Below are 13,892 nucleotides of genomic sequence, written 5' to 3'. Positions count from 1 at the left end.
CGATCTCGAACAGGTTCGCCGACGGGCTGCGTATCCGCTGTGGGTACGAGGGTGACGAGGGAGAGTCGTGGCACCAGTGGCTGGGCAGGAAGTACGAGGCACTCTGCCCGCGGGACTCGGTGACGCGATACGCGACACCGCCGAGGAGATCGCCGCGCTGCTGCGCGGGGTTGCCGACACAGGTGTTCCGGTACCCGGGTCGGAGTGGAGCGTCGGTGCGGCGGCAGCGCATCTGGCCCAGGCCAATGAGCTGATGGCCGATATCGCGGCAGGGCACGAGCGCAGCTACGGGAACGGCACCGCGCAGAGCCTGGCCGAGGCCAACGAGCGCGCGCTCGCCGAGTTCGACGAGCGCGCGGCCGATCCGCTGGCCGGGATGATCGTGGAGCATGCTGCCGCGTTCATCGAGGCGGTGGACCAGCGCACGGTGGAGGGGACTGTGTTCACCCCGCTGGGCCCGATGAGCCAGGCCGAACTGGGCTCGTACCTGCTGGCGCACATGCTCGGGCACGGCTACGACCTCGCCCGCGCGCTGGGCCGTCCGCACATGATCGACCGCGCCCGGGTCGAGCTGACCCTGCCCTTCCTGATCACGGCCATGCCACGGGTGGTCGACACCGCCACCACCGCCGGGCTGACCGCCCGCTACACGATCCGCCTGTGGGGCGGCGCCCGCTTCGGCGCCACCTTCACCAACGGCGCCGTGGCCGTGAGCGCGCAGCCGCCGAGCCGGCCGGACTGCACCATCCTCACCGAGCCGGTCACCTTCCTGCTCATGGCGCTCGGCCGCTGCGAGCCGTGGGGCGCAATGGCCCGGGGCCGCGTCCTCACCTGGGGCCGCAAGCCCTGGCTCGCTCCCCGCTTCCCGACACTCTTCACGGCGCCCTGAACCGCTTCCGCGGGGCCCCGGCACTGCGACCGGCACCCTCGCGGCGTCACAATGGTGGTGAGGGACACACCTGCCGTTGCGGAAGGGCGGGAAACGCCGGTGCCGTACATAGCTGTGACCGCTTTGAGCCATGACGGGCTGATCCGGGATCACAACGAGGACAGCCTCGTCGTCGGACCGTGGACGCTGTGCGGCACCGTGACCGAGAGTCCCCAGACGCTGCTGTTCCCCGCAGGCACACCGCTCGTCGTCGCGGTCGCCGACGGGCTCGGCGGGCAGCCGGCCGGCGAAGTGGCGAGTTCACTGGTCGTCCGCCAACTCGCCTCGCTCGGTCCTGCCTTGGACGGCGAGCAAGCGGTCCGTGACGTTCTCGACCTCTGCAATCGCTCGGTGTACGCGGCCGCCGAGGGGGTTCCTGAGCAGGTCACCATGGGAACCACGGTCGCGGGCGTCGTCGTGCTGGCGGATTCGCTGCTGACGTTCAATGTCGGCGACAGCAAAGTGTTCCACGTGACTGAGGACGGACTTCGCCAGGTGAGCGTGGACGACAGCCCGCCGCCGGCACCTGGGCGGCGCACCACGTCAGCCGTCACACAGACGCTCGGCGGCAGCCCCGCGTTCAGCGCCATCACGGCGCACATCACCGCCGCCCCGGTGTCCACGGGCGATCGCTACTTGATCTGCACCGACGGGCTGACCGACCCGGTGCCGGACGATGCGATCGAGAGCCTGCTGCGGGTGCACGACGACGACAGGGCCGCCTACGAGTTGTGGAAGGCCGCCATCGAGGCGGGCGGGCCTGACAACATCACGTTCGCGGTGGTATCGGCGAATAAGGCCTTCGAATAGCGGAGATTCTTGTGCCATCCGGTCACATTCCTCCGGCGCGGCGGGTCAGCCCGGTGACGGACCGGACTCCGTCAAAGCTGATGAGACCGCGATATGAGGAGTACGCCATGACTGAAGGCATGAAGACGATCATCTACCCCGTCAAGGACCTCGCCGAGGCCAAGGCCCTGTACAGCGAGCTGCTCGGCGTGGAGCCCGTCATGGACGAGGCCTACTACGTCGGCTTCAGGGTCGGCGGCCAGGACATCGGTCTGGACCCCCATGGCCACAGCAAGGGAATGACCGGCCCGGTCGGCTACTGGCACGTCGACGACATCCGGAGTGCTGTCAGCGCCCTCCTCGGTGCGGGTGCGGAAGCGGTGCAGGACATTCAGGATGTCGGTGGCGGCAAGCTGACCGCCATCGTGAAGGACTCCGACGGCAACACCATCGGACTCATCCAGGCGGCCTGACCTGCCTTGACCTGCCTTGACCTGCCTTGACCGGTCGGCCACGGGGGCGGCGGGCCGGGGAGCCGGAGGCGCCGGCTTCTCAGTCGCTCAGGACCTCCAGGTCGAGCCCGCTGAGCCGTTCGGCGTCGGCGAGGATGTCGATCGCGGTGATCCTTCCGTGCGTGATCGTGAAGCCGAAGACGACGCGCGGACGTCCGCCCGGGGCCCAGACGAGTCCTGCGGCGCCGTTGATGAGCGCAGGCTGTGCGGCCTTGGCGCGGCCCGCGAAGGTGTCGGCCACGGCAGCGGCACCGCGCGCAGCGCCCGCACCCGACAGTGCGGCCGCGGTGTCCGTACGGAGTACGACGTCGGGGTCGAGCAGTGCGAGCAGCGCGTCGAAGTCGCCGCCACGTGAGGCGGCGAGGAAGGCGTCGACGACTTCTCGCTGGCGGGTGACATCGGTTTCGGGAACCCCGGGCGTTCCTTGCACCCGCCGGCGAGCGCGGCTGGCGAGCTGCCGGGTCGCGGCCGGAGTGCGCTCCACGATCGGGGCGATCTCGTCGAAGGGCACGGCGAACATGTCGTGCAGGACGAAGGCGAGCCGCTCGGCGGGCGCCAGCGCGTCGAGTACCACGAGGAGCGCCAGGCCGACCGAGTCGGCGAGCAGCGCCTGGTGCTCGGGGTCGGCGGTGTCCTCGTGGCCCACGGCGGGTTCGGGCAGGTGGGCGTCCCATGGGTCCTCGCGCCGGGTCTTGCGTGAGCGCAGCATGTTGAGCGAGACCCGCGCGACGACCGTCGTCAGCCATCCGCCCAGGTTCTCGACGTCGCCGGTGTCGGAACGGCTGAGCCGTAGCCAGGCATCCTGGACGGCATCGTCCGCCTCGGCCGACGAGCCGAGCATCCGGTAGGCCACCGCCCGCAGGTGGGCCCGGTGCTCCTCGAAGCGCTCCGCCAGAACCTCGTTCTCGTCCATCGGTCACATTCCTTCGTCGCGACGTCGTATGAGTGACCCACGAAACCCGAGCAGATGTGACAGGAATCCAGCTGCGGCTGATCGAAAAGCCGCGACAAGCCGCTGACCGGCACCTGTCGGTACCGGTCGGATGCCCGCAGCCAGAACGTGCGCCGCGGGGCGTTCGACGGATCGGCCGGCCCGCGGAGTCAGACCCCGACGCCGAATTCCCTGGCGCGGATGCCGGCTTGGAAACGCGACGTGGCGCCCAGCGTCGTCATGAGCTCGGCGACGCGTCTGCGGTAGGTGCGCAGAGACATGCCGAGGTGCCGTGATGCCGTCTCGTCGGTGTGTCCGGCGCTGAGCATCCGCAGGATCTCGCGGGCCTGATCGTTGAGTACGGGAGGACGTGTGCGCCGGACGTCGGCCAGGTCGGCGGCGGTCTCCCAGGTCGCGTGGATCAGCGATCTGACACCGTCGACAACGTCCGGTGACCGGACCACCGTGTAGGTCCGTACCCCGCGGACCGGTGTTCCGGCGAGGATCGCGACCTGCCGGTCGATGACAATCGCCTCGCGGGCGAGCGGCCCCGCGCAGATCCGTATCTGGGCGCCCGACTCGGCGATCCTCACCAGACGACGCTCGGATTCGGCGTCGGCCAGCGCCTGCGTGGTGTACAGCTTGCGCATCGACAGACCGCCCGGCGTCAGAGGCGGCCGCTTGCCTCCGGCGAAGGCGGCGTTCACTCCGGACGACCAGGTCAGCAGGTCCGCGGCCGCGCACAGGAACTCCTGCCGCGCTCCGGTGAACAGGTGCCCGGCCCGGCGCACCAGTTCCCGCTCGCCCCGCAGGGTCACGATCTGATCGGTTGCCATCGTTCGAACAGTCTGCGACCCGCTGACGATCACGGTCAACGTGACCGCCTACGGTGCGGAGCCGATACCGGCCTGAGCAGGGCCGCAGCCGGCCTGAGCAAGGGCCGGTACCCGCCTGGGCGAGGGCCGCAGCCGGACCGGCAGCGGCCGGTGGCACACTGGCGGTTGTTGCCCGAAGGAGTTCGCCGTGCCGATGATCCGCAATCTCCGCCGTGCGGTGCGCCGCGCCGCCCGCAAGACCGTGGTGGACCTGAGCCATCCGGCCCGCTCCCCGCTCGGCAGCACGGTCGTCAACTGCGTGATCTACGAGGACGGCGTACGGCAGCCCGAGAACTACCCGGTCGACGAGGCCGTACGGCGGGTGCGCAAGACCGGCCGCGGCTTTGTGTGGATCGGGCTGCACGAGCCCTCCGATGCGGAGTTCGCCGGGGTCGCCGAGCTGTTCGGACTGCATCCGCTGGCCGTCGAGGACGCGGTGGACGCGCATCAGCGACCCAAGGTGGAGCGGTACGACGAGTCACTGTTCGCCGTCTTCAAGACCTGCCGCTACGTCGAGCACGAGGAACTCACCGCCACCAGCGAGGTGGTGGACACCGGGGAGCTCATGATCTTCACCGGTACCGACTTCGTGATCACCGTCCGGCACGGCAGGCACGGTTCGCTCGGCCCGCTCCGGGAGGCCCTGGAGGCCACGCCGGAGCAGCTGGCCAAGGGGCCCGCCGCCGTACTGCACGCCATAGCCGACCAGGTGGTCGACGACTATCTCGCCGTGGCGGACGCCGTGCAGAACGACATCGACGCCGTCGAGACCGCCGTCTTCAGCGAGCAGGGGGGCCATGCCGACGCGGGCCGGATCTACCAGCTGAAGCGCGAGCTGCTGGAGCTCAGGCGCGCGGTGGCGCCGCTGGACCGGCCGGTGCACGCCCTGGCCAGCCAGCCGCTGCCGCTGGTCGGCCCGGACATCCAGCCGTACTTCCGTGATGTCGCCGACCATCTGTCGCGCGTCACCGAGCAGATCACGTCGTTCGACGCGCTGCTCGACTCGATCCTCCAGGCCCACCTCGCGCAGGTGACCGTCGCCCAGAACGAGGACATGCGCAAGATCACCGCATGGGCGGCGATCATCGCCGTGCCGACCATGGTCTGCGGGGTGTACGGCATGAACTTCGACCACATGCCGGAGCTGCGCTGGGCCTACGGCTACCCGCTCGTCCTCGGCGTCATGGCCGTCGCCTGCTTCGTCGTCCACCGCAGCTTCCGCCGCAACGGCTGGCTCTGACTCCCTCGGCTTCCCTCGGCTTCCCTCGGCTCCCGGACGGGCAGTTGACGCCCACTCTATTGACATGTGCCTGACTCGGCGCTGAGATGTGGTCGCTTTCGTTCGCCCCCGTTTGTTTGTGCGCCATTCACCCCCCTCCGGAGCCGAACATGCACACCGAACGACACACCGAACGACACACCATCAGAGAGCGCCTGGCCGTCGTAACCGCCGCGCTCACGCTGCTCACCGGCGGCGGGGCGCTCATCGCCGTCCCGGCTGCCGCAGCCGCTGCCGCAACCGCCACGGACGCGCGAGCTGTCACGGCCGTCACGGCGCCGGCCACCGACAACGGCCTGGCGCGTACGCCCCAGATGGGCTTCAACAACTGGAACTCCACCCACTGCCGGGCCGAGTTCAACGAGGCGATGGTCAAGGGCATCGCCGACACCTTCGTCTCGCAGGGCCTCAAGAACGCCGGGTACACCTTCGTCAACATCGACGACTGCTGGGCACTCCCCTCGCGCGACGCCGCCGGGAATCTCGTCCCCGACCCGGTGCGCTTCCCGGGCGGTATCAAGGCAGTCGCCGACTATGTGCACTCCAAGGGACTGAAGTTCGGGATCTACTCCAGTGCCGGCACCAAGACCTGTGACGTACAGGGGTTTCCCGGCGGTCTCGGCCACGAGCAGCAGGATGCCAACCTGTGGGCGTCCTGGGGCGTGGACTACCTCAAGTACGACAACTGCAACAACACCGGCGCCGACGCCAAGCAGCGCTATACGGCGATGGCCAACGCGCTGAAGGCGACCGGCCGGCCGATCCTCTACAGCATCTGCGAGTGGGGCGAGAACCAGCCCTGGAACTGGGCGCCGGACCTCGGCAACTCCTGGCGCACCACCGGGGACATCAGCGATTCCTGGTCCAGCATGATCGGCATCGCGCACCAGAACCAGGGGCTGGCGCCGTACGCCAAGCCCGGCGCCTGGAACGACCCGGACATGCTCGAGGTCGGCAACGGCGGGATGACCGACATCGAGTACCGCACCCACTTCAGCCTCTGGGCGCAGATGGCCGCCCCACTGCTGATCGGCAGTGATCTGCGCAGCGCCTCCCCCGCGACCCTCGCGATCCTGAAGAACACCGACGTCATCGCGGTCGACCAGGACAGCCTGGGCAAGCAGGGCACAGTGGTGGCAAGCTCAGGCGGCCTGGTGGTGATGTCCAAACCCCTGGCGGACGGCGGCCGTTCGGTGACTCTCACGAATGAGACCACTTCCACGAGGACGATCTCGACGACCGTCGAGGCGATCGGGATCGGCGGCGCGTCCTTGTACGCCCTCAAGGATCTCTGGTCCCAGCAGACCAGCACCACCACGGGCACCATCAGCGCTTCGGTGCCCGCGCACGGCACGGTGATGTACCGCGTGACGCCAGGCGCTCCGGTGCCGCCGCCGGCCGGGGTCAACCAGCTCAGCGACCTGCCGTGGACGTCGGCGGTGAACGGCTGGGGCCCGGTCGAACGCGACCGCAGCAACGCCGAACAGGCCGCAGGCGACGGCAGGACCCTCACCGTCAACGGCACCACCTACGCCAAGGGCCTCGGCACCCACGCGGCAAGTGACATCACGTACCACCTGGGCGGCAGGTGCCGGTCGTTGAGCGTCGATGTCGGCGTGGACGACGAGTCGACAGCGGGCGGTTCGGCGGTGTTCAGGATCTATCGCGACACCGCGCTGGTCGCCGACAGCGGGCTGCGCACGGCCGCGGACCCGCCCCGCCGACTGACTGCCGACCTCGCAGGCGGTACGAAACTGAGGCTGGTCGTCACCGACGGCGGCGACGGCATCAACTATGACCACGCCGACTGGGCCGACGCCAAGCTGACCTGCGGCAACGGCCCCGCGGCCGGTACGCACGCACTCAGCGACCTGTCGTGGACATCGGCGGTCAACGGCTGGGGCCCGGTCGAACGCGACCGCAGCAACGCCGAACAGGCCGCAGGCGACGGCAGAACCCTCACCGTCAACGGCACCACCTACGCCAAGGGCCTCGGCACCCACGCGGGCTCCACGATCACGTACTACCTCGGCGGCAGCTGTACGACGCTGACCACCGGCGTCGGCGTCGACGACGAGTCGGGGGGCGCGAACGGGTCGGTGGTCTTCCAGATCTACCGGGACGGCACAAAGGTCGCCGACAGCGGCAGGCTCACCGGCGCCGACGCGTCCAGAGACCTCACCGCGGCTCTCACCGGCGGCCTGGAACTCAGGCTGGTGGTCACCGACGGCGGCGACGGCATCAACTACGACCACGCCGACTGGACGGCACCCAGGCTCACCTGCACCTGAGGGGTCGGAGCGGCGCGGCATCCCCCGCCCTCCTCCGACGTGGTGGCGCCGGGCTCGTCGCACAGCCCGGCGCCGGCGACCGGCGCAGGGAAGAGCTCGCGCACGTCCGGCCGCACCAGAGTCGTACGCGAGCAGCGGCCCGCCCCGGCAACGGCCGAGCGGCATGTCTGAGATGCAACGCGTGATCGACGCACGACGGGACGGCGGTCTCGCAGTGGAGACAGCCGTGGATAGTGGAAGGCCACGGCATACAACGTCCCTGCGGAGTGAGCACGTGATCAGAGCCCGGCGGCCCGAAGCCCTCGACGGATACGGCGAAAGCGTCCTTCGCGTCTGGTACGCGGCATACGGCTCCAACATGGATCTTGACCGGCTGAACGACTACCTCACCGGTTGCCGGGACTCCCGCCCGCCCGCGCGTTCGGTGGCGGTCATGCTGCCGGGGCTGCTGTACTTCGCGACCGAGTCGCTGGTGTGGACCGGCGGCAGAGCGTTCTACGACCCCGAAGGCGGCGGTGAACTTCCCGCCCGCGCCTACTTGCTGACAGCCGCGCAGTTCTCCGACATCGCAGCGCAGGAGATGTACCGGGAGCCGGGACCGGATCTCGATCTGAAGGAGGTTCTCGGCCGGGGGCGCGCGGAGACGGGCCCCGGGCGGTACGAGACGCTGGTGTGCGCCGGTCTGCTGGACGGTTGTCCGGTGCTGACGTTCACGGCCCCGTGGGGCGTCGGAGACGTCGCGGTTGAACCACCCGCTGCGGCCTACCTGCGGCATCTCGTGGCGGGGGTCGTCGCGGCACACGGATGGAGTGCGCTGCGGGCCGCCGAGTATCTGGCGGGCTGCCCGGGGGCCGAGGGACAGTGGACGGCCGCGGAGATCGCGGCACTGGTCTCCGACGGCAGCGGGAACGAGAACGGGAGCGGGCGCGGGAACAGGCGCGGGAACGGTTCGGCGTGAGCGCAGGCCGGGCGTCTCAGAGTTCCAGCAGGTCAGGCAGGTCGGCGAAGGAGTCGAGAACGTGGTCCGGTGTGCCGTCGGCCGCCTCGTGCGTCTCGGGCAGGTACTTGCCGGTCTTCACCAGCACGCCCGTGATTGCACAGCGCTGGGCCGCCAGTACATCGGATTCGATGTCGTCGCCCACCATCATCGTCTCCGACGCCTCGGCGCCGAGGTGGGCCAGGGCGGTGGCGAAGAACGCCTCGGCCGGCTTGCCGGTGATCTCCGCCTCGACGCGGGCGGCCCGTTCCAGCCCCAGGAGGAACGCCCCGGTGTCGAGCTCGAGCCCGTCCGACGTACGCCAGTACAGATTCCGGTGCATCGCGACGAGCGGCGCACCGCGCTGCAGCTCGCGGAAGGCACGGTTGAGGACCGGATACGTGAATTCTTCGCCCGCGCCGCCGAAGACCACCACGTCAGGGGCTGCGTCATCACCTTCGTCGACGAGCGTCACGCCCGCGAGATCGTCCCGTACGTCACCGGTGTTGATCAGCAGGCAGCGGGCTTCCGGATAGTGCTCGCGCAGGTACGCGGCGGTGACGGCGGGCGCCGTGAGGATGTCGTCGACACCGACCGGAAAGCCCGCACCGGACAGCTTCGCGGCGATCGAGGCGCGGGTCCGTGAGGTGTTGTTGGTGACCAGCGCCAGGGGGAGTCCCGCGGCTCGCAGGCGTTCCATGGCCGCTACGGCGCCGGGCAGCGGCTTCCAGGACACGGTGAGCACGCCGTCGATATCGATCAGGACCGCGCCGATTCGTTCCATACGAACGACCGTAGCCTCCGGACCTCGCCAACCTCCTCAGCAGCGGCAAATGGGGTTATTTTTAAAGAGGTGCGGGAGTGGTTCCTGTCTCCCCTGGGTTGGGGGTGAACCACTGTGCTGTTCACCGATCGTACGGACGCGGGGAGGCGCCTGGCCGAAGCGCTACGTCACCTTCAGGAGGAGAAACCCGTCGTCCTGGGACTGCCCCGGGGCGGAGTCCCGGTGGCCTTCCAAGTGGCGCGGGCGCTCGGCGCCCCGCTCGATGTGATCGTGGTCCGCAAGCTCGGCGTCCCGTACCACCGGGAGCTGGCGTTCGGCGCCATCGGCGAAGGCGGAGTGCGGGTCATCAGCGACGACATCGTCCGCCGCGGCAGGCTCCGGCGCGAGGAACTCACATCGGTCGAGCACGCCGAGGAGGCGGAACTCGTACGGCAGGCGCGGCGGTTCCGTGAGGACCGGCCGCGCGTGGCGCTCGACGGCCGGACGGCGATCATCGTGGACGACGGGATCGCGACCGGTGCCACGGCGGCGGCCGCCTGCGAGGTCGTACGGGCGCAGGGCGCCGGCCGTGTGGTGCTGGCCGTTCCGGTGGCGCCACCGGACGCCGCCGCCTGGCTGCGCACCAAGGCGGACGAAGTGGTGTGCCTCTCCACGCCGGCCATGTTCTCCGCCGTCGGCGAGTGGTACCGGGACTTCTCCCAGACCCCCGACGAAGAAGTCGTCTCGCTGCTCGCGCAGGCCGCGGACGTCGGGACCACGGAAGCCGAGGTCACCGGGGTCGAAGTGGACGTCGGCGGGGTCCGGCTGGCCGGGGACCTCACCCTTCCGGACGGTGCACGAGCGGTGGTGATGTTCGCCCACGGCTCGGGCAGCAGCCGCCACAGCCCGCGCAACCGGCACGTGGCGACGGCCCTGAACCGGGCGGGTCTGGGCACCTTGCTCTTCGACCTGCTCACACCGGCGGAAGAAGCCGACCGGGCGAACGTCTTCGACATCGAAACCCTGGCCCAGCGGCTGGCGGACGCGACCCGCTGGCTGCGGAGCCGCGAGTCCCTCCCGATCGGCTACTTCGGGGCGAGCACCGGAGCCGCGGCGGCACTGCGGGCCGCCGCTTCGGCCGACTCGGACATCGGTGCCGTGGTCTCCCGCGGCGGTCGGCCCGACCTCGCCGGACCGCACCTCGCGGACGTACGGGCGCCCACCCTGCTCATCGTGGGCGGCCACGACACCTTGGTGCTCGATCTCAACCGGCACGCGCAGGCGGAGCTGCGCTGCGAGAACCGGCTCGAGATCGTCCCCGGTGCCACGCATCTCTTCGAGGAACCCGGGGCCCTGGACCAGGTCGCGGATCTCGCCCGCTCCTGGTTCGTCAGGCACTCGACAGACACTGACCGGCCGTCATAGGGGGCAATACTCCTGCGCTGACGGAGCATGCCCCCGGCGTGACGGCGTGCGGCTCAGCTACCAGGATGCGCCGGCGACCTGCTTGGTGGTGGCGTTGAGGCGGTTGAAGAGATTGGTGACGCCGATCATCAGGATCAGCGCGGCGAGCTGCTGCTCGTCGTAGTGGTCGGCGGCGTCGTCCCAGACGGCGTCCGGTACCGGGTCGGAGCGGTCGCTCAGCCGGGTGGCGGCCTCGGTGAGCGCGAGAGCGGCGCGTTCGGCGTCGGTGAAGTACGGCGTCTCGCGCCAGGCCGCCACCGCGAACAGCCGCTCGTCCGTTTCGCCCGCCTTCCTGGCGCTGCGCACGCCCCCGTCGACACAGACGCCGCAGCCGTTTATCTGGCTGGCGCGCAGGTGCACCAGCTCGAGCGTCGTCTCCGGCACGCCACCCTTCCTCGTGGCCTTGAGCACGTTCAGGATGGCGGGCATGGCCTCGGGAATGACCACCGCGGGGTTGCTCATACGTGCTTCCATGATTGCTCTCCTCGTATCCACCTGGTTTCGTTCCTCACTCCTCTGACGGATCTCGACGGAAGAATGTGACCGATGGACGAGAAGGTTTTTCTGGCGGAGAGATTCGAAGCCGAGCGGCCCCATCTGCGGGCGGTCGCCTACCGGATGCTCGGATCGCTCAGCGAGGCGGAAGACGCGGTCCAGGAAGCCTGGTTACGGCTCAGCCGCTCCGACACCAGCGACATCGGCAACCTCGCCGGATGGCTGACGACGGTCGTGGGACGGGTGTGCCTGGACATGCTGCGTACGCGCACATCACGGCGCGAGGACCCGCTGGACGTGTATGTGCCGGACCCGGTCGTCGGCCGCGCGGAGGCGGTCGACCCCGAACACGAGGCGCTGCAGGCCGACTCGGTCGGTCTCGCCCTGCTCGTGGTCCTCGACACGCTGGCGCCCGCCGAGCGGCTCGCCTTCGTCCTGCACGACATGTTCGCCGTCTCCTTCGACGAGATCGCCTCCATCGTGGAACGCACTCCGGCCGCGACCCGGCAGCTCGCCAGCCGTGCCCGCCGCCGGGTGCAGGGCGCGGCGCCGGTTGCCGACACCGATCTCGCCCGTCAGCGAGAGGTGGTCGACGCCTTCCTCGCCGCCTCGCGCGGCGGTGACTTCGAGGCGCTCCTCACGCTGCTGGACCCGGATGTGGTGCTCCGGGCCGACAGCGGTGTGTCGGCTGTGGGCGTGTCGGAGGTGGTTCGCGGTGCGCTGGCCGTGGTCGAGCAGGCGATCACGTTCTCGCGGTTCGCCCAGTACGCACAGCCGGCTCTGGTCAACGGAGCCGCGGGTATCGTCGCGGCTCCCGCGGGACAGCTGCTCTCGGTCATGGGCTTCACGCTCACGCACGGGAAGATCGTGGAAATCGACATCCTCGCCGACCCCGAGCGCCTCCGCGGGCTCGACCTCAGCGACCTCAGCGACCTCACCGACCTCACCGACCTCACCGACCAGGACGACCGCGACGACTGACGAACCGCGCTACGTGCCTGTCAGACCTCGGCGATCAGCGCGTACCGTTCGTCGGTCACCGGGCCGCCCCACAACTGCGGGTCACCGCTGAGCGGTTCGACGCGCACCTCCGCCACGAGTGGGCGTACGGCGGCGGCCAGTTCCGCCGCACCGATTCCACCGTTCCACGGCAGCGACGCGGCTTCCGGCACGTAAGGCACTCCCTTCTGCCCGGCCTCGCGCCACCGGCCCTCGACCAGCACCAGCCGGCCGCCGGGCCGCAAGCGGCTTACCCACTCGCGCAACGCGGCCTCGGGGTCGGGCAGCGTCCACACCAGGTGCCGGGAGAGGAGGACGTCGAAGCGCCGGTCGCCCGTCGGCGGAATCGCCGCGTCCCCGACCAGGAAACGGGCCGTGAGGCCGGCGGCCGCGAGCTTCGCACGCGCCTGGTCGACCATGCGTGGCGCCAGGTCGACGCCGGTCACCCGGTGTCCGGCCTCGGCGAGCAGCAGGGACAGGGAGCCGGTGCCGCAGCCGGCATCGAGAACGTCCACCGGGTCTGACGGCAGCCAGGAGCGCAGCAGCCGGTCCCATGCGGCACGCGTCAGTCCGGCGCGGAGTCCGTGGTCCGGTTCGTCGTCGAAGCCGGGCGCGGCGGCGTCCCAGTAGTCGGTGATCGCAGCAGTGGGGTCGGTCATGACACAGAGCCTCTCAGCAGCCACTGACAACGGCCGCTCACTTCGGACGTCTGCAGTCACCTCACGTCAGGGCGATGAACAGGCCGAGTGTCACCAAGGCGACGACGGCGCCGTACAGCGCGAGCGTCACGGAGCGCGCCTCGGCCGACGGGTCGCCGCCGCCGGCTCGGGAGAGGCCGAGGACAGAGGTCACGAGCAGGCCGAGCGCGGCCGCACAGAAGGCGGCGATCAAGGAGTCGATCATCTTGCGACAATCTCATGGGTCGTCAGATGCCGCATTTCGGCGATCGGCCGGTCCGGTGAGGCGGCGCTCGTTACGGCGAACGTCACAGCGACCGTCACAGCCGCCGCCACGGCGAACGTCACGGCCGCCGCCCGAACTCCTTCAGCGCATCGGTGAGCCACTTCGTCCAGAACGTCTCCAGCTCGATGCCCCCGCGCAGCACCACATGCCGCAGCCTGTCCTGCTCACTCGACTGCCGCTCCGGCGGAAAGTCGCGCTCCTCGATGGCCGAGTACTCCTCCAACTGCCGCCGGTGCAGCGCGAGATGACGTTCCAGCTCCGCCTCGAGCCCCTCGCTGCCGACCACGCCCGCCGCACGCAGCCGGAGCAACAGCGGGTCACGGACGGGCTTCGGGTCCTCGGACCTGGCGACCCACGCCGTCAATTCCTCGCGGCCCGCGGGCAGGACCTCGTAGTCCTTCTTCTGCCCGCGGGTCGGCTGCGCCGACGGCAGTGCGCGGATATGGCCCGCCTGCTCCAGTTTTCCCAGCTCGCGGTAGATCTGCTGGTGCGTGGCCGACCAGAAGTAGCCGATCGACTTGTCGAAGCGGCGGGTCAGCTCCAGCCCCGACGAGGGCTTTTCGAGCAGGGCCGTGAGGATCGCGTGCGGGAGGGACATGGCTCGATCCTAGGTACGCGGCGCCGGCG

15 protein-coding genes and 1 pseudogene are annotated in these 13,892 nt (G+C 69.9%); 9 read left to right on the top strand and 7 right to left on the bottom strand.

Annotated elements, in window-relative coordinates; all coding sequences use genetic code 11:
• The first annotated feature begins 67 nt into the window (after positions 1-67).
• The 3 genes from AB0D12_RS06340 to AB0D12_RS06330 all read left to right on the top strand — a co-directional run bounded on the left by AB0D12_RS06340 (position 68) and on the right by AB0D12_RS06330 (position 2,190).
• A complete protein-coding gene (locus AB0D12_RS06340) occupies positions 68-889 on the top strand; it encodes a maleylpyruvate isomerase family mycothiol-dependent enzyme (RefSeq protein ID WP_362677633.1) in 822 nt (273 codons plus the stop codon).
• Positions 890-988: 99 nt separating this feature from the next.
• Complete coding sequence (locus tag AB0D12_RS06335; protein WP_362677632.1) at positions 989-1,738, top strand: PP2C family serine/threonine-protein phosphatase; 750 nt, start codon at positions 989-991, stop codon at positions 1,736-1,738.
• A 107-nt stretch (positions 1,739-1,845) separates the two neighbouring features.
• On the top strand, positions 1,846-2,190 hold the full coding sequence (locus tag AB0D12_RS06330; protein WP_362677630.1) for a VOC family protein: 345 nt from the start codon (positions 1,846-1,848) through the stop codon (positions 2,188-2,190).
• Between the two features lie 79 nt (positions 2,191-2,269).
• On the opposite strand, the gene AB0D12_RS06325 is transcribed toward AB0D12_RS06330, so the two are convergent.
• Complete coding sequence (locus tag AB0D12_RS06325) at positions 2,270-3,142, bottom strand: sigma-70 family RNA polymerase sigma factor (protein ID WP_362677628.1); 873 nt, start codon at positions 3,140-3,142, stop codon at positions 2,270-2,272.
• Positions 3,143-3,330: 188 nt separating this feature from the next.
• Positions 3,331-3,996 carry a DNA-binding response regulator gene (locus AB0D12_RS06320; RefSeq protein WP_362677626.1) on the bottom strand — a complete coding sequence of 222 codons (666 nt, stop codon included), beginning with the start codon at positions 3,994-3,996 and terminating at the stop codon, positions 3,331-3,333.
• Between the two features lie 193 nt (positions 3,997-4,189).
• Between AB0D12_RS06320 and corA the strand changes: the two genes are divergently transcribed.
• From corA to AB0D12_RS06300, 4 genes and pseudogenes are all read left to right on the top strand, one after another.
• Entirely contained in the window at positions 4,190-5,275 is a 1,086-nt protein-coding gene (gene corA / locus AB0D12_RS06315) for a magnesium/cobalt transporter CorA (protein WP_362677624.1), read from the top strand.
• 149 nt (positions 5,276-5,424) lie between these two features.
• A pseudogene (locus AB0D12_RS06310) lies at positions 5,425-7,146 on the top strand (NPCBM/NEW2 domain-containing protein); the annotation flags it as partial.
• The gene (locus AB0D12_RS06305; protein WP_362678009.1) at positions 7,138-7,605 is read left to right on the top strand and encodes an NPCBM/NEW2 domain-containing protein; all 468 of its coding nucleotides are present in this window, start codon (positions 7,138-7,140) and stop codon (positions 7,603-7,605) included. The pseudogene AB0D12_RS06310 and the gene AB0D12_RS06305, both read left to right, overlap by 9 nt.
• A 274-nt stretch (positions 7,606-7,879) precedes the next feature.
• Entirely contained in the window at positions 7,880-8,563 is a 684-nt protein-coding gene (locus tag AB0D12_RS06300) for a histone deacetylase (RefSeq protein ID WP_362677622.1), read from the top strand.
• Between the two features lie 16 nt (positions 8,564-8,579).
• Here the strand turns inward: AB0D12_RS06300 and AB0D12_RS06295 are convergent, their stop codons facing one another.
• Complete coding sequence (locus AB0D12_RS06295; protein WP_362677620.1) at positions 8,580-9,365, bottom strand: TIGR01458 family HAD-type hydrolase; 786 nt, start codon at positions 9,363-9,365, stop codon at positions 8,580-8,582.
• Between the two features lie 114 nt (positions 9,366-9,479).
• Here AB0D12_RS06295 and AB0D12_RS06290 point away from each other — a divergent pair, with 114 nt between their 5' ends.
• Positions 9,480-10,769 carry an alpha/beta family hydrolase gene (locus AB0D12_RS06290; RefSeq protein WP_362677618.1) on the top strand — a complete coding sequence of 430 codons (1,290 nt, stop codon included), beginning with the start codon at positions 9,480-9,482 and terminating at the stop codon, positions 10,767-10,769.
• A 57-nt stretch (positions 10,770-10,826) separates the two neighbouring features.
• On the opposite strand, the gene AB0D12_RS06285 is transcribed toward AB0D12_RS06290, so the two are convergent.
• Positions 10,827-11,282 (bottom strand): carboxymuconolactone decarboxylase family protein, encoded by a 456-nt coding sequence (locus tag AB0D12_RS06285; RefSeq protein ID WP_362677616.1) that lies wholly within the window; start codon positions 11,280-11,282, stop codon positions 10,827-10,829.
• Positions 11,283-11,354: 72 nt separating this feature from the next.
• Here AB0D12_RS06285 and sigJ point away from each other — a divergent pair, with 72 nt between their 5' ends.
• Entirely contained in the window at positions 11,355-12,284 is a 930-nt protein-coding gene (gene sigJ / locus AB0D12_RS06280; RefSeq protein WP_362677614.1) for an RNA polymerase sigma factor SigJ, read from the top strand.
• A 20-nt stretch (positions 12,285-12,304) separates the two neighbouring features.
• On the opposite strand, the gene AB0D12_RS06275 is transcribed toward sigJ, so the two are convergent.
• From AB0D12_RS06275 to AB0D12_RS06265, 3 genes are all read right to left on the bottom strand, one after another.
• The gene (locus tag AB0D12_RS06275; protein WP_327324940.1) at positions 12,305-12,961 is read right to left on the bottom strand and encodes a class I SAM-dependent methyltransferase; all 657 of its coding nucleotides are present in this window, start codon (positions 12,959-12,961) and stop codon (positions 12,305-12,307) included.
• A gap of 61 nt (positions 12,962-13,022) precedes the next feature.
• On the bottom strand, positions 13,023-13,205 hold the full coding sequence (locus AB0D12_RS06270; RefSeq protein WP_362677612.1) for a hypothetical protein: 183 nt from the start codon (positions 13,203-13,205) through the stop codon (positions 13,023-13,025).
• 118 nt (positions 13,206-13,323) lie between these two features.
• Positions 13,324-13,863, bottom strand: coding sequence for a PadR family transcriptional regulator (locus AB0D12_RS06265; RefSeq protein WP_362677610.1), 540 nt, complete (start codon positions 13,861-13,863; stop codon positions 13,324-13,326).
• Between the last annotated feature and the right edge of the window lie 29 nt (positions 13,864-13,892).

This window comes from Streptomyces sp. NPDC048479, from assembly GCF_040651435.1.
In the GTDB taxonomy this organism is placed as follows: domain Bacteria; phylum Actinomycetota; class Actinomycetes; order Streptomycetales; family Streptomycetaceae; genus Streptomyces.
This window is presented reverse-complemented; position numbering and strand designations above follow the sequence as displayed.